General features: G+C 46.0%; 18 protein-coding genes. 8 read left to right on the top strand and 10 right to left on the bottom strand.

What is annotated here, in order from left to right:
* Positions 1 to 165: 165 nt before the first annotated feature.
* From EA408_10035 to EA408_10025, 3 genes are read left to right on the top strand one after another with little or no spacing between them, the layout of a single operon-like run.
* Positions 166 to 702 carry a DUF4199 domain-containing protein gene (locus EA408_10035; GenBank protein TVR70994.1) on the top strand — a complete coding sequence of 179 codons (537 nt, stop codon included), beginning with the start codon at positions 166 to 168 and terminating at the stop codon, positions 700 to 702.
* A 19-nt stretch (positions 703 to 721) separates the two neighbouring features.
* Positions 722 to 1,675, top strand: coding sequence for a glycosyltransferase (locus EA408_10030; protein ID TVR70993.1), 954 nt, complete (start codon positions 722 to 724; stop codon positions 1,673 to 1,675).
* A gap of 3 nt (positions 1,676 to 1,678) precedes the next feature.
* Positions 1,679 to 2,830, top strand: a complete 1,152-nt coding sequence (locus EA408_10025; GenBank protein ID TVR70992.1) for a glycosyltransferase — start codon at positions 1,679 to 1,681, stop codon at positions 2,828 to 2,830.
* Between the two features lie 17 nt (positions 2,831 to 2,847).
* Here the strand turns inward: EA408_10025 and EA408_10020 are convergent, their stop codons facing one another.
* From EA408_10020 to EA408_09985, 8 genes are all read right to left on the bottom strand, one after another.
* The gene (locus tag EA408_10020; protein TVR70991.1) at positions 2,848 to 3,327 is read right to left on the bottom strand and encodes an NUDIX domain-containing protein; all 480 of its coding nucleotides are present in this window, start codon (positions 3,325 to 3,327) and stop codon (positions 2,848 to 2,850) included.
* Between the two features lie 8 nt (positions 3,328 to 3,335).
* Positions 3,336 to 4,271 (bottom strand): tRNA (adenosine(37)-N6)-dimethylallyltransferase MiaA, encoded by a 936-nt coding sequence (gene miaA, locus EA408_10015; GenBank protein ID TVR71051.1) that lies wholly within the window; start codon positions 4,269 to 4,271, stop codon positions 3,336 to 3,338.
* An 11-nt stretch (positions 4,272 to 4,282) separates the two neighbouring features.
* Entirely contained in the window at positions 4,283 to 4,720 is a 438-nt protein-coding gene (locus EA408_10010) for a hypothetical protein (GenBank protein TVR70990.1), read from the bottom strand.
* 12 nt (positions 4,721 to 4,732) lie between these two features.
* Complete coding sequence (locus EA408_10005) at positions 4,733 to 5,812, bottom strand: acyl-CoA reductase (GenBank protein TVR70989.1); 1,080 nt, start codon at positions 5,810 to 5,812, stop codon at positions 4,733 to 4,735.
* A 42-nt stretch (positions 5,813 to 5,854) separates the two neighbouring features.
* Complete coding sequence (locus EA408_10000; protein ID TVR70988.1) at positions 5,855 to 6,217, bottom strand: hypothetical protein; 363 nt, start codon at positions 6,215 to 6,217, stop codon at positions 5,855 to 5,857.
* A 13-nt stretch (positions 6,218 to 6,230) separates the two neighbouring features.
* A complete protein-coding gene (locus tag EA408_09995) occupies positions 6,231 to 6,533 on the bottom strand; it encodes a DUF2752 domain-containing protein (GenBank protein TVR70987.1) in 303 nt (100 codons plus the stop codon).
* Positions 6,534 to 6,606: 73 nt separating this feature from the next.
* Positions 6,607 to 8,187, bottom strand: a complete 1,581-nt coding sequence (locus tag EA408_09990) for a M56 family peptidase (GenBank protein TVR70986.1) — start codon at positions 8,185 to 8,187, stop codon at positions 6,607 to 6,609.
* A 42-nt stretch (positions 8,188 to 8,229) separates the two neighbouring features.
* Positions 8,230 to 8,616 carry a BlaI/MecI/CopY family transcriptional regulator gene (locus EA408_09985; GenBank protein ID TVR70985.1) on the bottom strand — a complete coding sequence of 129 codons (387 nt, stop codon included), beginning with the start codon at positions 8,614 to 8,616 and terminating at the stop codon, positions 8,230 to 8,232.
* A 284-nt stretch (positions 8,617 to 8,900) separates the two neighbouring features.
* Between EA408_09985 and EA408_09980 the strand changes: the two genes are divergently transcribed.
* Both EA408_09980 and EA408_09975 read left to right on the top strand, forming a co-directional pair.
* Positions 8,901 to 10,145: an FtsX-like permease family protein gene (locus EA408_09980; GenBank protein TVR71050.1), complete on the top strand. Its 1,245-nt coding sequence runs from the start codon at positions 8,901 to 8,903 to the stop codon at positions 10,143 to 10,145.
* A 23-nt stretch (positions 10,146 to 10,168) separates the two neighbouring features.
* Positions 10,169 to 10,555, top strand: coding sequence for a DUF1987 domain-containing protein (locus EA408_09975; GenBank protein TVR70984.1), 387 nt, complete (start codon positions 10,169 to 10,171; stop codon positions 10,553 to 10,555).
* Between the two features lie 124 nt (positions 10,556 to 10,679).
* Here the strand turns inward: EA408_09975 and gap are convergent, their stop codons facing one another.
* Complete coding sequence (gene gap / locus EA408_09970; GenBank protein ID TVR70983.1) at positions 10,680 to 11,684, bottom strand: type I glyceraldehyde-3-phosphate dehydrogenase; 1,005 nt, start codon at positions 11,682 to 11,684, stop codon at positions 10,680 to 10,682.
* A 659-nt stretch (positions 11,685 to 12,343) separates the two neighbouring features.
* Here gap and EA408_09965 point away from each other — a divergent pair.
* The 3 genes from EA408_09965 to EA408_09955 all read left to right on the top strand — a co-directional run bounded on the left by EA408_09965 (position 12,344) and on the right by EA408_09955 (position 17,786).
* Positions 12,344 to 15,394 carry a hypothetical protein gene (locus tag EA408_09965; protein TVR70982.1) on the top strand — a complete coding sequence of 1,017 codons (3,051 nt, stop codon included), beginning with the start codon at positions 12,344 to 12,346 and terminating at the stop codon, positions 15,392 to 15,394.
* A 29-nt stretch (positions 15,395 to 15,423) separates the two neighbouring features.
* Positions 15,424 to 16,725, top strand: a complete 1,302-nt coding sequence (locus tag EA408_09960; GenBank protein ID TVR70981.1) for a hypothetical protein — start codon at positions 15,424 to 15,426, stop codon at positions 16,723 to 16,725.
* Between the two features lie 215 nt (positions 16,726 to 16,940).
* Positions 16,941 to 17,786 carry an SDR family oxidoreductase gene (locus EA408_09955; protein TVR70980.1) on the top strand — a complete coding sequence of 282 codons (846 nt, stop codon included), beginning with the start codon at positions 16,941 to 16,943 and terminating at the stop codon, positions 17,784 to 17,786.
* Between the two features lie 13 nt (positions 17,787 to 17,799).
* Here the strand turns inward: EA408_09955 and EA408_09950 are convergent, their stop codons facing one another.
* Positions 17,800 to 19,671 carry a TonB-dependent receptor gene (locus tag EA408_09950; protein ID TVR70979.1) on the bottom strand — a complete coding sequence of 624 codons (1,872 nt, stop codon included), beginning with the start codon at positions 19,669 to 19,671 and terminating at the stop codon, positions 17,800 to 17,802.
* Between the last annotated feature and the right edge of the window lie 16 nt (positions 19,672 to 19,687).

Below are 19,687 nucleotides of genomic sequence, written 5' to 3'. Positions count from 1 at the left end.
ACAGTTTTTTTACAATTTTACTCACATCAATAAATGAAAAACTGATATATTTGCTGTGAATCCATTGGAAATTTGAAATTCAGGTAAGCATATAAAGCCCGGTGTCCATAGATTATCGTATCTTTTCTCAATTGGCAATCCGGAATATTAATCAAACTATTAATTATGGAAGAGACTAAAGAGAAATCACTGCTGAAAAGCACCATGAACTATGGAGCCATGCTCGGACTGGCACTTATCATTTACAGTCTGCTTTTATGGATGCTTGATCTGACAGATAATACCGCACTCGGACTTGTCAGCTATGTCATAATGATCACGGGTATTGTGCTGGCCACAAAAACTTACAGGGATCAGGAGCTGGGTGGTTTCATATCTTACGGGCGCGCCCTGGGTGTCGGTACGCTTACTACGGTCTTTGCAGGAGTAATATCAGCATTTTTTACCTACCTGCTTTATAAGGTCATTGATCCCGGGCTGATGGATAAGATGTACCTGATGATGGAAGAAGCTTATTATGAAGCCGGAATGTCAGACAGCCAGATAGAGATGACCATGGATATGGCAAAGAGGTTTACCAATCCTGTAATGATGGCTGTATTTGGTATTTTTGGCAGTGCTTTTTTTGGATTTCTGTTTTCACTCATAACATCGATATTCCTCAAGAAGGAAGGAGATCCCTTTGAATCTGATGCTGTCTAGCATATACTAATATACTTGTATGGATGTTTCTGTTGTAATACCTCTGTATAATGAGGAGGAGTCGCTTCCTGAACTGGTGGAATGGATAAAGAGGGTGATGAGGGATAATTCGCTCTCATTTGAGATCATCCTGGTGGATGACGGGAGTGATGACGGTTCCTGGAGTGTAATCGACGATCTTTCAGTTAAGAGCCAGGAGATAAAGGCTGTGCGTTTCAGGCGCAATTATGGAAAATCTGCTGCATTATACACTGGCTTCGATATCTCAGGCGGTAATGTTGTTGTGTCCATGGATGCCGATATGCAGGATGATCCTGACGAGATACCTGAGCTGTACCGTATGATAATGGATGATGGGTATGATATGGTTTCAGGATGGAAAAAGAAAAGATACGATCCTCCCGGCAAAAGGATACCCAGCAGGTTTTTCAACTATACCGCAAGGCTTGTTACCGGCATTAAGCTGCACGACTTTAATTGCGGACTAAAGGCATATCGCAGGGAGGTTATTAAGAATATCGAAGTATACGGTGAAATGCACCGTTATATTCCCATGCTTGTCAGAGATGCCGGATTTGCCAATATAGGTGAAAAGGTAGTAAGGCATCACAGCAGGAAATACGGGAGCACAAAATTTGGTATGGGAAGGTTCATTAAGGGATTCCTTGACCTTATGTCACTGTCGTTTGTTTCAAGGTTTGGAAAAAGGCCTATGCATCTCTTCGGTGCACTTGGCACATTGATGTTCCTGGTTGGCCTTATTGCAGCTGTCTACCTTGGCAGTATGAAGCTTTTCCAGCTGAGCAGGGGTATCCGGATGGCTCTTCTGACAGACAGCCCCTATTTTTACCTTTCCCTTACTGCCATGATACTTGGCACACAGCTCTTTCTTGCCGGCTTTATAGGTGAGATGATCACCAGGAATTCACCTTTAAGGAATTCATATGAAATTGAAAACAGGATAAATTTATAGATCTTGAAGATACTTCTTATCGGACCTGCTTCTCCCTACCGCGGCGGGATTGCCAATTTCAACGATTCGTTATATGCGGCTCTGGACAGGGACCATGAGCCACATATAATCAATTATTCGCTGCAGTACCCTGGTGTATTGTTTCCGGGCAGGTCACAGTATGAAAAGGGAGCCCCGTTTACCGGTGCCCGTTCCAGGAATTTAATAAACTCAGTTAATCCGTTCAGCTGGAGATATTCATCCGGTCAGATAGCAGGTATGTCACCCGACCTTGTAATCGTACATTACTGGATGCCATTTTTTGCGCCTGCCCTGGGTAGGATAATAAGACGAATAAAAAGGAAGACCGGAGTGCCGGTTATCGGGTTACTGCACAATGTGGAGCCTCATGAAGGTATGCCTGCAGCCAGGATATTAAACAGGTATTTTCTTGAAGCATGTGATGGTTTCATTACCATGTCATCAACAGTATCGGGTGACCTTGATAAACTGGGTGTCAGAAAGCCTGTGAAGCAGGTATTTCACCCCATATACGATATTTTCGGTGAGCCGGTATCCAGGGAATTTGCCTGTCACTGTCTGGGACTTGATACCGATCTTAATTACCTGCTGTTTTTTGGTATTATAAGGAACTATAAAGGTCTCTGCCTCTTACTGAAAACTTTTGCTAACCGCCGGATTGACCATCTGAATCTCCGGCTTCTGGTTGCAGGCGAATTCTATGAAAATGAAACCAGGTACCTGGATATGGTTGAGGAACTGGGTCTTGAAAAGAAGATCATGTTTACAAACAGTTTTGTGCCCAAGGAGGAGGTAGCATGGTATTTTGCAGCTGCCGACCTTGTAGTTCTTCCATACCTCTCTGCAACACAGAGTGGCGTAACCCAGATCGCCTACAATTTTGAGAGGCCCATGCTTGTTACCAATGTAGGAGGACTAAAGGAGGTTGTAAGACACGGGCACGTCGGATATGTTTGTGAAAAAGACCCTGAAGAGATCGCCGCTGCAATAGCCGATTTTTTTGATAACGATCGCGCGGCTGAGTTCACAGCCAATATAAGGAGTGAGAAGAAAAAGTTTTCATGGGAAGCTTTGGTAAAAGGTATCGGGGAGCTTTTTGAAAATATAAAGGCCGTGCATGGGGGCAATCCATGATGGTCAACATGTATAAATCAAAAATTGTTCCGCAGATACTCTTTTTTCAGTAATCCGGCAACATGCCTGTCAACCGGGAATGTGAGTTCGTCAGGGTTAAGCTTATTGATATTCTTCCACCTGAAAGAGATACTTCCCCCGGTTTTTTCCGGAAAATCAAATGGCCTTTCTGAAATCCTGAATTGTACCTTATCTTCCGGTTCAATCCTGTAATATATGCTCAGGAGCTGGTGGTCTTCAAAAAACATGGCTTTCTGGTAGAACCCCGTGGTGTAGAAATGTTCAATGATTTTCACGCTCTGTCCCAGTTCCTCCATGGCTTCGCGACGCAGGCAGTCCTCCGGACCCTCCCCGAACTTTAGTCCTCCTCCCGGGAATTTTGTCATCATCATCCCGAACCTGTATTCATCGCTAAGGAGAACTTCCTTATTGCTGTTTGTAAGGATGCCATAAACTCTTATCACAAACTTTCCCGTTTCTTGTTTGTCAGTATGCATGCTGATTTTTATATTTTTCTTCCTGCGGCAGTACCCGGGGAAATGCCGGTAAGGTCTTTTATAAGCTTAATTATCCCGTCTGCATCACCTGGATGGAACCAGTAAATATCATCATATTTTGAAAGCCAGGTCAGCTGTCTCCTTGCATACCGCCGGGTGTTCCTCTTAATCTGTTCAACAGCTGTCTCTAAGGATATTTTACCATCAAGGTTATCGAATAGCTCCCTGTATCCGACTGTTTTTAAGGCGTTCAGATTACGGTAAGGGTACAGCCGCCTTGCTTCCTCCGGAAGGCCCTGCTCTATCATCCTGTCAACCCGCCGGTTGATTATACCGTATAGCTCCTCCCTTTCAAGTCTTAATCCTGTCTTTATAATTCCGAAATCCCTCTTCTTTTTCCTGCCGGTCAGAAAGGATGAATAGGGCTTACCGGTCATCAGGCTGATCTCGACCGCTTTCAGCATCCTGTTGGGGTTTCTCAGGTCAACCCTTCCGTAATAATCCGGGTCCAGCCTTTTCAGTTTTGACCTCAGCCACTCGATCCCATTACTCCTGAAACCGGCAGCAAGGTCTTCACGTAATTCAGGGTTCACTGCCGGAAGGTCGTCTATACCATTACAGACAGCATCAATGTACAGTCCGGATCCACCTGCCATGAATACCAGCCGGTGATTCCTGAAGAGCTCTTCAAGCAATGACAGAACTTCTGATTCAAACATGCTGGCATTGTAATAGTCATGTATTGAAAGATTGCCTGTAAACCAGTGTTTAACCCTGGCAAGCTGGTTTGGGGAAGGCGCGGCGGTACCGATGTTCATCTCCCTGTACATTTGCCGGGAATCGGCCGAAATGATTTGACTGTCAAATTTTTCGGCCAGCTCAATGCACAGGCCGGTTTTGCCGACCCCGGTCGGGCCTGAAACAATAACCAGGTATTTGCTGATGTGACCTGCCATCAGATATCGGTAATATCCGGATCTTCAATTATTATCTGCGCGGGCGGAACACCACCCCGTGCCGTACAGTCAGGGTAGGTTTTGCCGGGGTCCTTATGGTTTATCTCTACCAGTTCAATGTAGAATGCACGGTTGGAAAAAAAATCAAACAGATACAGCAAGCGCTGCCTGGTCTCAGATATCAGCTCGCACAACCTGGTTTCTTCCATAATAATAACAGGGGTGTGACTTTCATCTGACATATCGAAAAGGTTGATCTCAAGACCTTTTTCCCATTTATTGTCAGCCAGGTAGAATGATGCCATCTGCTTTTTATCGTATCTGAGCTCGTCCTGTATTGCAAGATGAAAATCGAAGAATGTCTGGTTCCCGGATATTTCAAAATCCCTGAAAAAAGGATCCTTTCCCGTTCCTACAAGCCTGAAGGTAAAAACCATTGGGCATTTTTATTACAGGTTCAACAGAAATTCAAAAGTGTCAATGTTATCGGCATAATCTCCCAGTCCCGGTTCCTGTGCCTTTCCAAATTCAATTATTTTGCCGTCAACTGGTCGCCTTGCTGTAATGCACTGTATTCTATCGCTTTCGGTTAAATCCGGATCAATGACACTTTCCGGGCGATCATAATTTTCATAGTGCAGGACTGAAATAGGCGATGACAGGTTGCTGGATTCCTTAATAAGGAGGAAACCAGTATCGAGGTGAGGTATCCTGTCAATAAGATGAACTGCCCGCTGGTATTCATAGTTGTTGGCCCACTGGTTATGGTTTGCAATGTGGCTGTATTTGCTGAATGCCTCTATCAGAAATGAAAAATCGTAGTCTGCAGGTACATAAAGCTTGGAGACGCTTCTGCATCCAAGACCAAAATACCTGAATACATCATCGGCAAGTCTCTCAAGATCTTCCTTTGTCTCCAGTCCGTCAATGATAGCTGCCGAGCTCCTGTTTTTTCTTATGATATTGGGATATTTACTGAAGTAGTATTCGAAATATCTGGCAGTATTATCGCTGCCTGTTGCTATCACTGCATCGAAATCTTTCAGCCTTCCCTCTTCAAATACTATTTTTCCCCCAAGTTCGCCGTTTATTGCTGAGATTATCTCTGATATCAGTTTAAGAAGCTGGTCGTCTTTGGCCGAAAGTTTTGCCAGCAGCCTGTGACCGCTTACCAGGACGCAGAGCATGTCGTGAAATCCTACCATGGGGATATTCCCCGCCATTACTACGGCAATGGTCTTCTCTTTTACTCTCTCCGGCCGGTTATCATAGCAACTGAGCCAGTTTACCAGGGATTCTGCTCTCAGCCATGTGGCAGCCACTTTCAGAGCGTAGCGGACATTTTCCCCGGTGAACCAGGGGTTATGTATATATACATTTTGAACAAGTACATCCATTGGCTGGAAGAACTCCTTGTTGAGTTCTTCCAGCCATGGCATTACAGTTAAGTTTCTGCCGGGAAGATTGCTAAATTGCCCGAGGAATACTCCAAGTTTCTCAAATGTTCCGATAATTTCCTTCTTCCTCATGATCTACAGCAATACCGGAGGTGATTTAGGTTTTCAGGATTGTTAAAAGCCGTTCATCAGATCCTCCCAGGGGAAGAAATGCATGAAGCCGGTCCCTATTACAAGCCCGATTATTCCTATCAGAATTCCTATTCCTGCCAGTATTGTTCCTATCATTGCACAAATCCAGCCCGCATTCAGGTTCTTGTAGGAGGAGACCGAATATCGTTCGGGATCTTCCCTGTAGAGTTTTTTGGATTTGGAACCCAGGATCAGCCCGATAATTCCCAGGATAAGTCCCAGTCCCCAGCAACACCAGAATAAAATTGACAAAATACCAAGAACCAGTACAACAGTAGCATTGGGTACCTGTTCCTTGACTAAAATTTCCTTTTTTTCTTCGGAGGGTTGGTTAGTTTCACTCATGATGCCAATGATTTTAGTGGGTTAATAAGTTATAAATATAATTCAAAACCATTACAATAACATTCAATATGAACAATATTTTTATGTACATTGCCCCCTGCCGGAGCTTAAAAACAAGATGAATAAAAAGTAGCAGTATAAGAAGAAGGTTTGGTATGATTGGAGGATAGATGGTTACAGATTCAAGGAAGTTTCCTTTGAGTAGTTCAATAATAGCCCTTTGAGTGCCGCATCCCGGACACTCAGCACCCAGGAACCTGACATACATGCATTGCTGCGAACCAGATTCAAGCCAGTTTATCAGTCTTTCGTACAACGTCCGGTTTTTCTCCTAAAAATAGTGTAATTATTATGCAAACAAAAATTGTTGCAAAATAATTCGATGACTCTTATTGAAGTACAAAGTTTATAGGGAAGGTGAATACGACATTTACCGGTTCGCCCCTTTGCCTGCCAGAGGTCCATGGTGGAGATGACATAACCACTCTCAGCGCCTCCCTGTCCAGTGAGGGATGGACTCCCCTCACAACTTCGGCGGACTGCACTGTGCCGTCTGACCCTATAACGAACTGGACAAATACCATGCCTTCAATGCCGCTTTCAGCAGCAGATTGGGGATACCTGAGATTTTCTGCAATATACCGCCTGAATGCATCCTGCCCTCCGCCCTGAAAATCGGGCATTTCTTCTACCATAAAGAACACCTCGTTGTCTTCGGGGGATGTTTCCGGCGGTTCGGGGAACCTGGAAAACGGCAGCTCACTTTCTTCTGTACCCTCAAAAATGTCTCCTGTTTCAGATTTAACCGCAGGTTCTTCTCCCGGGGAGACAGATGGTGTTGCTCCTGCCTGGTCTTCAATAAATGCTTCAAATTCAGCCTCCGTATTAGTTATGATCCCGGAATTGGGACTTCGTGGAAGTGAAGCCTGTTCTTCATTAAGGTCAATTCTTCCTTCGCCTCCTGCTTCTGCTGACGATCCGGCGGCAAAGGCTGATGGTTCCCTCAGTTCCTCAGATACTTGTAAACCGGGTGCCGCTGTTGTTGTATCGGTTAATGCAGGTGGCTGCTCAGTCATTCCGGCCAAAGCATCAGCGGTGTTCACGGTTATCTCATCTTCAGTCTTGGTGCACATGATAACCAGAATTACAAGCGATGGCAGAAGTACAATGAACCCTGCCCGCTTCCATGCCGCGGGCTTGATGGTTGTCATCATCCTGATCCGGTTTATTGTCAAGGACTTATTGAAGTTGCTGGCCGGGGAGAAATATTCCCTTCCCAGTTGAAGGTTGAGCAGGAGTCTCTGGTAGTATGATATGCTGGTACCCTTCTTAATCACCTCCTCGTCTGCCAGGTATTCATGGATTTCCAGCATAGACCTTCTGTACAGCCATGCTACCGGGTTAAACCATTGTGCAATGGTAAGCAGTTCAAGCAATACCAGATCAAATGTATGTGCCTGACTGATATGCACCAGCTCATGCTCTAATATCTTTTGCTTTTCCTCCTCATCATACAGACTTTCGTTGATGAATATGTAATTGAGGAAAGAGAAGGGAGCCTGTTCCGCATTGAGGCTTACTATGACTGCATTCCTGTGTTTCCTGGTAATGTTCCGGTTCACTAACAGCATCAGTTGTGTCAGTCTTACTGCAAGTCGCAGGGAAAGAAGAATTGTACCGGCAATATAGATTAACAGAAGAACCATTGCGGCTGTAACAGGTGTCGGCGAGCGGGTAGGGGTTTCTGCAGGGGCCTGGCCTGTAATTGTAACCTCGGGTATAATAAGGGAGTAGGTGGCTACTGAAACCGGTGGGGTGAGATTGATATGCGGCAAGGCCATTGAGAAGATAATTGCTGTCAGCAGGTAATACCTGTTTGCACCAAAGAAGGCCAGCTTCCTGAGGAAGATGATATATGCCAGGTAAAACAGCCCCAGGCTGATCGCTGTTTCAGTTATTATTGTCAGCATAGCTCAGTAGTCGGTTATTGATACTGCATTGTTTTAACCTTGTTATTTGCCGCTGATCTTTTTCTGATTTTCAATCTCCTGTTCAATCATTTGCATCATTTCTTCCATTTCAGAGATACTTATCTTTTCTTCTTTGGCAAAAAACGAGACCATTTGCTTATATGAATTGCTGAAATAGTTCTTCACAAAATTCCTGAGATACTTCTGTGTGTATTCGGGTTTGTCTATCAAAGGAAAATACTCGTGTGTTTTACCATAAGCCTTATGCCCGACAAACCCTTTTTTCTCAAGGATCCTTACTATTGTGGAAACTGTATTATAAGCAGGCTTTGGATCAGGAAGGTGTACAATGATATCCTTGACAAAAGCTTTTTCCAGTTTCCAGAGGATCTGCATTATCTGCTCTTCTGCCTTTGTTAATTGCTTCATGTTGGAATCTGTTATTTGTTGTTTTGATACAAATATATGACAACTTTATTAGTCATTGAACTAATTTAATAGTTTTTTTTATTGTTTCAGGTACTTATCAGTTTTTATGAATACTTGAAGCCTGCGGTTCGGTGTGTTATTAGAACATATTGCAAAAGGCTGACAGGAATGGTATTTGTCACATTGTAGTAATTTTTTTGTTAATTAAGGGATAATTGGAGTATTTTTGTTATCGGAATGTCAGATTGTATGTTTTCATTATTCAATGATTCATGGAGAAAATTTTGAAACTTGGGTTATTATTCTGGGAAAATGTTCGCATATCCTTTCAGGCCATTGTTGCCAGTAAGCTGAGGACAATTCTTACAGTTTTTATTATAGCCTTCGGGATAATGGCCCTTGTTGGGATATTGACTGCCATTGATGCAGTTAAGGCATCGATAAGTGACTCTTTCATGAGCATGGGGGCAAATACCTTTATGATTGAGGGAAGAAACATTACCAGGGTATCGTCCGACAGGCAAAGGATAAGAAATTACGCTTTTATTAATCACAGGGAGGCTAATTCTTTCAAGGATATTTTTGAATTCCCGGCAAACGTTTCCGTTTTCATCAATGCCTCGGGCAGTGCTGCCGTTAGCTACGGTTCCCGTACCAGTAACCCGAACGTTTCTGTAGTCGGAGCGGATGAGGAATACCTTGTCACTGCCGGTTATGAGATTGATAGGGGCAGGAATTTCACTGCTAATGATATTGAGATGAACAGGCACCTTGCAATAGTGGGAAGGGAAGTGGTAAGGAATATTTTTGATGCTGGCCTTGACCCTATTGACAGGGTGATAACGGTGGGAAGCGGTAAATACCGGATAATAGGGGTGCTCCAGGAGAAAGGCACTGCATTCGGAGGTGGTGGAGACAATGTGGTTATACTTCCGGTGACCAATGTGAGACAGTATTTTTCACGTCCCAGGATGAATTACAGGGTTAATGTGATGCCTTCAAGTCCGCATCTGCTTGATATCGCAGTAAGTGAAGCCGAAGGAGTCTTCAGGCAGGTGAGGGGGCTAAAACCCGGCGAAGAATCTGACTTCAGGATAACCAAAAGCGATAACCTTGCCAATATGGTGATAGAGAACCTGAGGTTTGTTACAATTGCAGCCACTCTTATTGGGATCATCACATTGTTTGGTGCTGCAGTCGGGCTAATGAACATAATGCTTGTTTCTGTCACTGAGCGAACAAGGGAGATAGGTATAAGGAAAGCCATGGGGGCCAGGAGCACCTATATAAAACACCAGTTTCTTTTTGAGGCGGTAATTATTGGACAGCTTGGAGGGCTTGTCGGAATAACCCTTGGTATTCTGATAGGTAATCTTGTGTCGGTAGTAACAGGATCTCCATTCGTAGTACCCTGGCTGTGGATAATTTCGGGTGTCTTGCTGTGCCTTGTTGTGGGCCTCTCATCAGGATATTTCCCGGCTGTCAAGGCTTCCCGGCTGGATCCGATCGTAGCCCTGAGGTATGAATAGATCACAAAATAAAGCCAGTAGTCATGAACAAGAAAATTCTCAGAATAGAAAAAGAATCAAAAACTCCTTTCATTGAGCTTGACCCTGGTAAGGGTATACTGACAATGGAAGGCCGGTCGATCCCCGAAGACCCCGAGAGTTTCTACAATGTAGTCTATTCGTCGATGCTTGATTACTATAATTCTCCGCAGAAGCTGACTACATTCCACTTCCAGTTTGAGTATATTAATTCAGGTTCATCAAAATTCATCCTCAGGTTTTTCAACCTTATTAAGAACCAGTATGACAAGGGGCATGACTGCATTGTAAACTGGTATTATGAAGAGGATGATGAAAACATCCTTGATCTCGGCAAACACTACGAAAACACCTTCAAGCTTCCTTTTAAGTTTGTTGAGATATACGGATAGCATAGCAGCCCCCCCTTATGTGAGCAGTCTTATTTCAGTCCTGTTCTCAGGAGAATATTCACCAAAAAAGCAGAGGCTGTCTTTAATATAAGACAGCCTCTCAGATAAAACTACCGGTTACTCTTTACAGTGTATCCATATAAAGAAGCATATCTACGAGTTTACAGGAGTATCCGTATTCGTTGTCGTACCATGATACAACCTTTACAAAATTGTCGTTAAGGGGAATTCCGGCGGCAGCATCAAAAATTGATGTCCTTTCATCTCCGTTAAAATCTGTTGAAACAACAGCCTCTTCAGTGTAACCCAGTATTCCTTTAAGATCACCTTCGGAAGCTTTTTTCATTGCATCCTTGATCTTATCGTAGGAGGCTGGCTTTTCAAGTCGGCAGGTAAGATCAACCACCGAAACGTTTGCGGTAGGAACGCGGAATGCCATTCCTGTAAGCTTTCCTTTAAGAGCGGGGATCACCTTTGTGACGGCTTTGGCTGCACCTGTGGATGAGGGTATGATGTTCTGTGATGCACCGCGTCCGCCTCTCCAGTCTTTCTTTGAAACCCCGTCAACTGTTTTCTGGGTTGCGGTTACGGCATGTACGGTTGTCATAAGTCCTTCAGCTATTCCGAAATTGTCATGAAGTACTTTGGCAACTGGTGCCAGGCAGTTTGTCGTACATGATGCGGCAGATACAATATTGAGATCTGCGGTTATCTCCTTATGATTTACGCCCATCACGAACATGGGGGTGTCATCTTTTGATGGTGCAGAAAGAACAACTTTCTTTGCACCGGCCTGGAGGTGCTTATCGGCTGTCTCTTTGGTCAGGAATATACCTGTGCACTCTGCGATATATTCTGCGCCTATTTCATTCCACTTAAGGTTTGCAGGATCTGTTTCAGCTGTTACCCTGACATTCTTTCCATTGACAACAAGGTTTCCGTTCTTTACCTCAACGGTACCGTTGAATCTTCCATGTGTCGAATCGTACTTAAGCATGTAAGCCATATATTCAACATCAATAAGGTCGTTTATCCCAACAACTTCAACGTTATCTCTTTCAGCGGCCGAACGCATTACAAGCCGGCCAATTCTTCCGAATCCATTGATTCCTATTTTTATTTTTCCCATGGTAAAAATTATATTTAGTTGGTTAAAAAATGATTTGTATTTCGAAAACCGGTCACAAAATTACACAAAATTTTAACAAAGTCATATTATTTGCTGAGCTGGGATGCCTGCATGTATGTTGGAGTTTAGATTACCTTACTATCGGGGCAGTCCAGGTGATATGCCGGATGTGTTTTAGACCGGATATCTAAACCTGTATTTACATGGATAAGCAGCCGGAGGTGTTAAGGCAGGCTGATCCGTCAGGTGATATTATCTACCGGTTCAGCCCTGCAAATCCTGCTGTTCTGTTTCCTGCTGTCCGTAGGCCGGACACTTCTGCACGGAGCATGAGCTGAATACTACAGCTGTAATAAAAACCAGGGCGATAATGTAGGCGGCTCTCTTCATTTCAGGTAAATTTTACGGATATAAAGATAATCTTTTTTTTAAAAAATCTAAAAACTGATTATGATTATTGTGGATAAAAAAATATTCACTCCGACTGCTTGCTTCGATTTTTTCACTTAAACTGCGAGTTTCCCGGCAATAATCAATAGTTAAAGAATGTTAACGGCAGCAGTATGCTGGAATTGCTTATAATATAAAGTGTGAATTTTTGTATTTTTCCCCTCTGAAAAATTTGACTTACTGATGTGTATTAATTAAATATTTTGCTAATGCAGCGGTTATTTTACTTTTTTACAGCACTTACCATGCTTATCGCTGTGCCTGTCGGCGGACAGGTTCAGCCGGCTGTGGGACTTAGGGATAATACTCCCTCTGTTTACGTAATTACCAATGCCACTATCGTGGTATCACCGGGGAAAGTTATCGAGAACGGAACCATGGTGGTTCGCAACGGTATAATAGAGGCGGTCGGATCCTCGGTGAGACCACCGGCTGATGCATGGGTAAGGGATCTTGAAGGAAAAACGATTTATCCCGGTTTTATCGACCTGTGGTCTGAAACCGGTTTTCCCGACCCTGATGAAGCCGGAAGAAGGCAGGCCAGGGTAATGAATATACCGGCCGAATATGCAGAACTTGCTGCGCAATTATTGGGCCAATCTACCGATCAACCTGAGGTTCCCGGCGCAATACACTGGAATCCGCAGGTACGTTCCTGGTTTGATGCTTCATCAGCGTATACCTACGATGAGGACAGGCTAAAAAGATACCGTTCCAGCGGATTTGTCCTTGCAAATGCCGTTCCCCCGGCAGGGATATTCAGGGGTAAGAGCGTCCTTGTATCACTCGGCGAAGGCGACAATACAATGCTGGTTGTAAAACCGGATGTGGCACAGGCAATGAGTTTTCAAAGGTCGCGGGGACTGGGGGGAAGGTATCCTACATCACTGATGGGTGTCATTTCGCTTATCAGGCAGACATTCTATGACGCTCAGTGGTACCAAAATGCTCATGCTGCTTATAATGCAGCCGGTGGGGGACTGGAACGGCCGGAAACGAATCTTGCTCTTGGTTCGCTGGTTCCTGCCGGAAATGGACTGCAACCGGTAATCTTCGATACAGGTGATGAAATAGGTTTTATGAGGGCCCTTTCGATTTCACATGAATTCGGGCTTAACCTGTGGGCAAGAGGCAGCGGTTATGAGTATCGCCGCCTTGACGTGATAAGGGATGCAGGGGTTCCTGTAATACTGCCGCTTAACTTTCCTGATACTCCTGATGTGGAAAGCCCTGAGTCTGCAATGAATGTATCTCTTGAAGATTTGAGGCACTGGGATCTTGCACCGGAAAATCCCGGCAGGCTGAGTAATGCGGGCATAAAAATAGCTCTTACCGGTTCAGGGCTTGGCAGCAACACATCCTTCCTTGATAATCTGAGGGTTGCTGTGGAAAGGGGGTTGGATCAGGATGCAGCCCTTGAAGCGCTGACTCTAACACCTGCAATCATGCTGGGAGTTGAACGGCATTACGGGTCGCTTGAGCGAGGTAAAACAGCCAGCTTTATCGTAGCCGATGGCAATATCTTTGAAAGATCAGTAAAAGTGGAGGAGGTTTGGATTGACGGTAAGCCATACGAGATCACTGAAACCGGAAAGACCGACCTGAGGGGAAAATGGAAGGCGGAAATTGACGGGATAGGTGAAGTGGAGATTGATATAAGCGGAACGGATAGGAGGCTCAGGGGAAAACTGAATTTAGATGATAAAAGTGTTGACCTGCTTCGGGTAAGTACTGATAACCACAGGGTAACCATAGGGTTTCGCGGCGATTCTATAGGTGTTGAGGGTATTGTGCGCCTTTCGGCCTCAGTTACGGAAAAAGAGCTTTACGGTATCGGCGAAATGCCCGATGGAAAATTCATTAACTGGAAGGCAGCCAGGCTATCAGATCATGAGGAAGCCCGTAATGATGATACCCGCAGGCCTGCTGGCATGTCGGAACTCACAATGCTCTATCCTTCCATGGAATACGGATTTGAAAAGCGTCCTGATATGCATGATAATGTCGTGGTAAGAAATGCGACAATATGGACGCAGGGTCCGGCCGGAAAACTGGAGAATGCCGATTTGTATGTAAGACGAGGCAGGATAGTTGAGGTTGGCCGGGGACTGGATGTGCCGCGTGGAGCTGTAGTAATTGATGGGACAGGGAAGCATGTTACTCCCGGACTGGTTGACCCTCATCTGCACAGCAGTATCAGGGGAGGCGTAAATGAGGTTGGTAACAACATGACACCTGAAACAAGAATTACTGATGTTATTGAGCCTGACAATATCTGGGTTTACAGGCTTCTTGCCGGAGGCATGACCACTGCCAATCTGCTGCACGGTTCGGCCAACCCGGTAGGCGGACAGGATGCAGTGGTCAAAATGAGGTGGGGAGCCCTTCCTGACGAAATGTTGCTGGAGGGTGCAAAGCCCGGCCTCAAGCTTGCCCTTGGTGAAAATGTGGTGCGTAATTCCAACCAGTATCCCAACACGAGGATGGGTGCCGAGCAGATAATCAGGGATGCCTTTCAGGCTACCAAGGATTATATGGCGAGATGGGAAAATTGGGAGCGGGAAAAGTCCGGTATCCCTCCCAGGAAGGATCTTCAGCTTGAAGCTATGGCCGAGGTGCTCAGGGGAGAAAGGATCATTCATGCCCATGCTTACCGGCAGGACGAGATGCAGATGCTGATGCGCCTTGCCGAGGATATGGGCTTCCGGATCGCGACATTTGAACATACTGTTGAGGGATACAAGATTGCGGATATACTTCGTGAGCATGGAGCGGGTGCGATCATCTGGACAGACTGGAGCTCATTCAAGGTTGAGGCTGCTGACGGGATCCTTTACAATGCGAGAATTTTGCTTGACCAGGGGGTGCATACTGCTTTGCATTCAGACAATACTCAATTGTCAACACGTATGAACTGGGAAGCAGGAAAGATGCTTGCTACAGGAATAGATGAAATTGCCGCAATGGATCTGATTACAATAAACCCGGCTAAAATGATCGGCATCGATGAGATGGTCGGGTCTCTTGAGCCTGGCAAGCATGCCGATTTTGTTATATGGAACGGACATCCTCTTTCAGGTTTCACCCATGCTGAACAGACCTGGGTTGACGGCCGCAAGTATTTTGACAGGGAGCAGGATATGCTGCTTCGTGAAGAGGTGCGCGTTGAGAGGGCGGCACTTATACAGAAAGCTGCAGCAGCTTCTGACAACCAGGGTTCGGGCGATCAGGCTGCCAGACGTACATCAGGTCACAATTAAAAAGGTTGCATTTATTAAATAACTGACAAATGGACATGAAAATGGTTATTTTAATCAAAATAATATTTCTTGGGGTTTTTGCAGGTTTGACCGGATTGCATGCCCAGATGCCGGCAAGGCACCAGGCTGCCCCCGTAGCTTTGAAGGGAGGTACCATAGTTACTGTTTCGGGTGAAACAATACCAGGTGGTACCGTGGTTTTTGAAAACGGGGTTATAACGTCTGTGGGTGTTAATGCCGAAATCCCCGCCGGATCTGAAATAGTAGATATAACAGGAAAATATGTTTTCCCTGCCATGATACATGCACGGACATCGCTTGGTCTGTCTGAGATCAGCCGGCTGGCTGAAACCGTAGATCTTTCTGAGCATGGGAACATCAATCCCAATGTGCGGGCACAGGTTGCCTTTCATGCCGAGAGCGATCATATTCCCATTGCACGCACTCACGGTATTGCCGTTGCCGTGGCTACACCAACGGGCGGTATCATTTCCGGGCTTTCAGCTGCTATGCTTACTGACGGGTGGAACTGGGAAGAGATGCTGTACAGGGCTCCGGTTGCAATGGTGATTAACTGGCCCAATATGGCAAATGCAAGGGCAAGGGACAACGCTCTGGAGGAGCTGGCTGAAGCTTTCAGTGCCGCCAGACGTTACAAAAAGGCCATAGAGGCGTCCGGTGAGCAGGGCGTGCCTCACCACGCCAGGGATGTGCGGTGGGAAGCTATGCTCCCCGTTCTGAACGGGGAGATACCTGTTCATATAAATGCCAACGAGATCCGGCAGATACAGTCCGCCATCACCTGGGCTGAGAAGGAAAATGTAAGAATGGTGCTTGTTGGCGGAAGGGATGCCGGTTACGTTTTACCCCAACTGAAAGAGAAAGACATTCCAGTAATAGTGTCACCGGTAATAAGCGGTCCGTCGCGGCAGTGGGAAGAGTATGACAGGAGCTACACTTTGCCGCAGATGCTCTACGAGGCCGGTATCAGGTATTGTATTGCAGGTGACTTTGCTCCTGCATATTCAATGAGGCTGGCTCATCATCCCTCATCTGCTGTTGCTTACGGACTGCCTTTGGATGAAGCCGTTAAAACAGTTACTCTCTACCCGGCAGAAGTGCTTGGACTTGACGACCGTATGGGCTCGGTGGAGGTGGGGAAGGATGCCTCCCTGATCATTGCCGACGGTAATATTCTCGAGTTGTCAACTGTAATTGAGCAGGTTTATATCATGGGCCGAAGTGTTGAAATGGATGACAGGCACCGCCGCCAGTACGAAAGATACAGGGAACGTTACAACCGGATGCAGGACCGGGAAGCAATGGAGTAGGTCAACAATCCTGCATCACTTGTGTATATGTTTAATATCAATTTGTCATTAAAGCGGCTGTACGCCGCTTTTTTTCTCCAGGTTTAATATCCTATGCAATTCTTAATGTTGAATAAAATTGGAGTTTGACTGAACATTTAAACTGTGTGACGGTTTAACGAGTTGAAGATAATAGATGTATATTCACGGCGCACAAATTAAAACTGAAACATAATATGGGACCTGATAACAGACTTGCCGGCAAAATAGCTGTAATTACCGGGGCTACCTCGGGAATTGGAAAGGAGACAGCATTGGCGCTGGCAGCCGAAGGAGCAACGGTTGTTCTTCCGGTAAGAAACCTTCAAAAAGGAGAAGATATTAAGAGGGAGATAACAGGCAGAACCGGGAATCCCGGTATTGATCTGATTGAGTGTGATCTTGCATCTTTTGATTCTATCAGGTCTTTTGCAGAGAATTTCAATAAAAGGTTTGACCGTCTCCATATCCTTGTCAATAATGCAGGTATTTGGGAAAAGAAGTTCAACACGACTAAAGATGGTATTGAGATGAACTTCGGGGTTAACCATCTGGCCCCGTTCCTGCTTACAAATGTGTTGCTCGGGCGGCTTAAGGCAGGGGCCCCTTCGCGGATAGTGAACGTCTCTTCAGAGGCTCACCGCTATACCGGTTTCAACTTTGATGATCCTGAGTTAACCGTTAAATATAGCAGTTTAAAATCCTACAGCCAGTCAAAGCTGGCCAATATACTCTTTACCCGTCACCTTGCCCCGATGGTTGCAAAGGATGGAATAACGGTCAACTGCCTTCATCCCGGGGTGGTGGCGACGAATCTTTTTGATAAGCTCGGTTCGTTTATCAGGCCTGTTGCAGGCATCTTTATGGCAAGTCCCCGAAAAGGTGCCGAAACCAGTATATTTCTTGCTGCAGGCAGCGAACCTGATGGAGAGACGGGTGGATACTGGGTCAAAAAGAGGAAAAAGAGACCCTCGAGGGCAGCCCTTGATGATGAAGCTGCCCGCATGTTATGGGATCTCAGCAGGGAATATACCGGTATATGACCGGGCAGTCAACTCATAACCTCAGGTTTATGCCCGAGAAGAATGTTATACCCGGCATCGGGTAACCGTAATTGATGGTGTATCCCTGGTCGAGTAGGTTCCTGCCCGACAGGAAAGCCTCTATATTTTTTGTAAACCGATAGGAAAACATGAGGTTTACCAGTGTGTAACTCTCTTTTTGGAGATCTGGTCCTGAAACCAGGGTCCAGAGTCCGGATATCTGCTGTACCGATGTGTTCAGCCGTGTGTTGCCACGGCTGAAGGTGGCATCGGCAAAGAACTGGTGCCTTGGGGATGCCAGCCTTGGTTTGTCGGTGTCTATAAAACTGTAGTTTGAAGAGAACCTGAGCCAGCGGCTGGCAATCCAGCTTACTTCAACCTCAAACCCTTTGTTTGAAAAGGTTCCCACGTTCTGACGAATCATGGGTGGAGGAGGGTTGTCGTTAGGCCTCACTTCGATAACATTTTCTCCTTCGATCAGGAAAACGGTCAGTTCGGCCCTGGTCCTCGAGTAGCTGCATGCACGCCCTATGCCCAGCTCGTAATTGAAAAGCCTTTCAGGCCTGAGTCCGGGATTCGGAGCAAAAAGGTAGAGCTCCATCAGGGTCGGACTCCTGAAGCCCTTCGATGCCGAGCCCTTGAGAGTGGACTTGCCGGTAATTCGGTATGAGAAGCCTGCCTGGGGCACCGTTTCAAGTCCGAACAGCGAGTTGTTCTCAAGCCGCAGTCCCGCACTCAGCACCAGCCGTTCAAAAAGCGTCTGCTGCATATATGTGTAACCTGCAATGTCGGTCACGTCGTGCCATCTGTCGGCCGCACCCGGAACACCGCTGTTTGCGATGCCGCCCACGTTCTTGTAGTCGGCCCCCACTGTCAGCCTGTTCCCGGGAAAGAGACTGACTCCCTGGTAGAGGCTCACCCCGGCGTGGTAATCGCGCGAAATCCATCCATCGGTAAAATCATGGTCTCCGAAGTTATAGAATGCTATCAGTCCCCCCTCAACCCTGTCGTAACGGTTCTGAACTGACAGCGATGCCTTTGCCCGCATAATGTCGATGCCGAAATATGCAGGATTGTAAATGGTTCCCGGATCCTGGGAGTTGAAGTCGGCCACGCTGAAATCGCCGGTAATGTTGATGTTATCATTGATCTCATAACCGGCCTTGATAAAGCCGTTCACTATCCTGAATTCGGAGGTGTCGCGATGCCCGTCGGTCCGGTCATGGTTTACCGAAGCAAAGATGCTGAAACTGCCCTCTTTGAAACCTCCGCTGGCCATGTATTTCTGGGTATTGTGCGAGCCGTAGGATACCCTGGCGTTACCCGAAAAACCGTCTGTTGTTTGCTGCCGGGTAATGATGTTGATAGCGCCGGCCATTGCATTTGATCCGTATAGAATTGATGCGGGCCCCCTGATCACCTCAACCCGCTCTACATCGGAGGAGACATAGGCATCAGGAAAAGGGTGTGCAAAGAGACCCTGGTACTGGGGGTGGCCGTCTATAAGGACAAGCACTTCGGTGTTTGGAGCTGTTCCCCCAACGCCCCTCATGCTTATCTGCCCTGCCGATCCTGAGGCAACACCAAATCCGGTTACACCTCTTTCTGACACGAACATACCGGGGATGCGGTGACTCAGTACCGGGAGCACCGCTGATTCATTGCTCAGTTCGATCTGCTCTCTCGAAACCAGGGAAAGTGTGACGGGGACATTCCTCCTGGCCACTTCGATCCTGGTGCCTGAAACAACGATCTCGTCTATCTCAAGAGTATCGAGTCCCGCTACAAAATCCTCCTGCTGTGAAAAGGAGTGATCTGGTGTGCTGAAAAACATCGCGACAGCAATTGCAAACAATATAGTACCTGTGTTTTTCAATTTCTTCATATGTTAAGCAGTTTTA

The sequence above is a fragment of the Marinilabiliales bacterium genome, from assembly GCA_007695015.1.
In the GTDB taxonomy this organism is placed as follows: Bacteria; Bacteroidota; Bacteroidia; order Bacteroidales; family PUMT01; genus PXAP01.
This window is presented reverse-complemented; position numbering and strand designations above follow the sequence as displayed.

Excerpts from the sequence above, each read along its gene's own strand:
- EA408_10035 (TVR70994.1), top strand. The coding sequence starts at position 166 with ATGGAAGAGACTAAAGAGAAATCACTGCTGAAAAGCACCATGAACTAT.
- EA408_10030 (TVR70993.1), top strand. The coding sequence starts at position 722 with ATGGATGTTTCTGTTGTAATACCTCTGTATAATGAGGAGGAGTCGCTT.
- EA408_10020 (TVR70991.1), bottom strand. The coding sequence starts at position 3,327 with ATGCATACTGACAAACAAGAAACGGGAAAGTTTGTGATAAGAGTTTAT.
- EA408_10010 (TVR70990.1), bottom strand. The coding sequence starts at position 4,720 with ATGGTTTTTACCTTCAGGCTTGTAGGAACGGGAAAGGATCCTTTTTTC.
- EA408_10005 (TVR70989.1), bottom strand. The coding sequence starts at position 5,812 with ATGAGGAAGAAGGAAATTATCGGAACATTTGAGAAACTTGGAGTATTC.
- EA408_10000 (TVR70988.1), bottom strand. The coding sequence starts at position 6,217 with ATGAGTGAAACTAACCAACCCTCCGAAGAAAAAAAGGAAATTTTAGTC.
- EA408_09990 (TVR70986.1), bottom strand. The coding sequence starts at position 8,187 with ATGCTGACAATAATAACTGAAACAGCGATCAGCCTGGGGCTGTTTTAC.
- EA408_09985 (TVR70985.1), bottom strand. The coding sequence starts at position 8,616 with ATGAAGCAATTAACAAAGGCAGAAGAGCAGATAATGCAGATCCTCTGG.
- EA408_09975 (TVR70984.1), top strand. The coding sequence starts at position 10,169 with ATGAACAAGAAAATTCTCAGAATAGAAAAAGAATCAAAAACTCCTTTC.
- gap (TVR70983.1), bottom strand. The coding sequence starts at position 11,684 with ATGGGAAAAATAAAAATAGGAATCAATGGATTCGGAAGAATTGGCCGG.
- EA408_09965 (TVR70982.1), top strand. The coding sequence starts at position 12,344 with ATGCAGCGGTTATTTTACTTTTTTACAGCACTTACCATGCTTATCGCT.
- EA408_09960 (TVR70981.1), top strand. The coding sequence starts at position 15,424 with ATGGACATGAAAATGGTTATTTTAATCAAAATAATATTTCTTGGGGTT.
- EA408_09955 (TVR70980.1), top strand. The coding sequence starts at position 16,941 with ATGGGACCTGATAACAGACTTGCCGGCAAAATAGCTGTAATTACCGGG.
- EA408_09950 (TVR70979.1), bottom strand. The coding sequence starts at position 19,671 with ATGAAGAAATTGAAAAACACAGGTACTATATTGTTTGCAATTGCTGTC.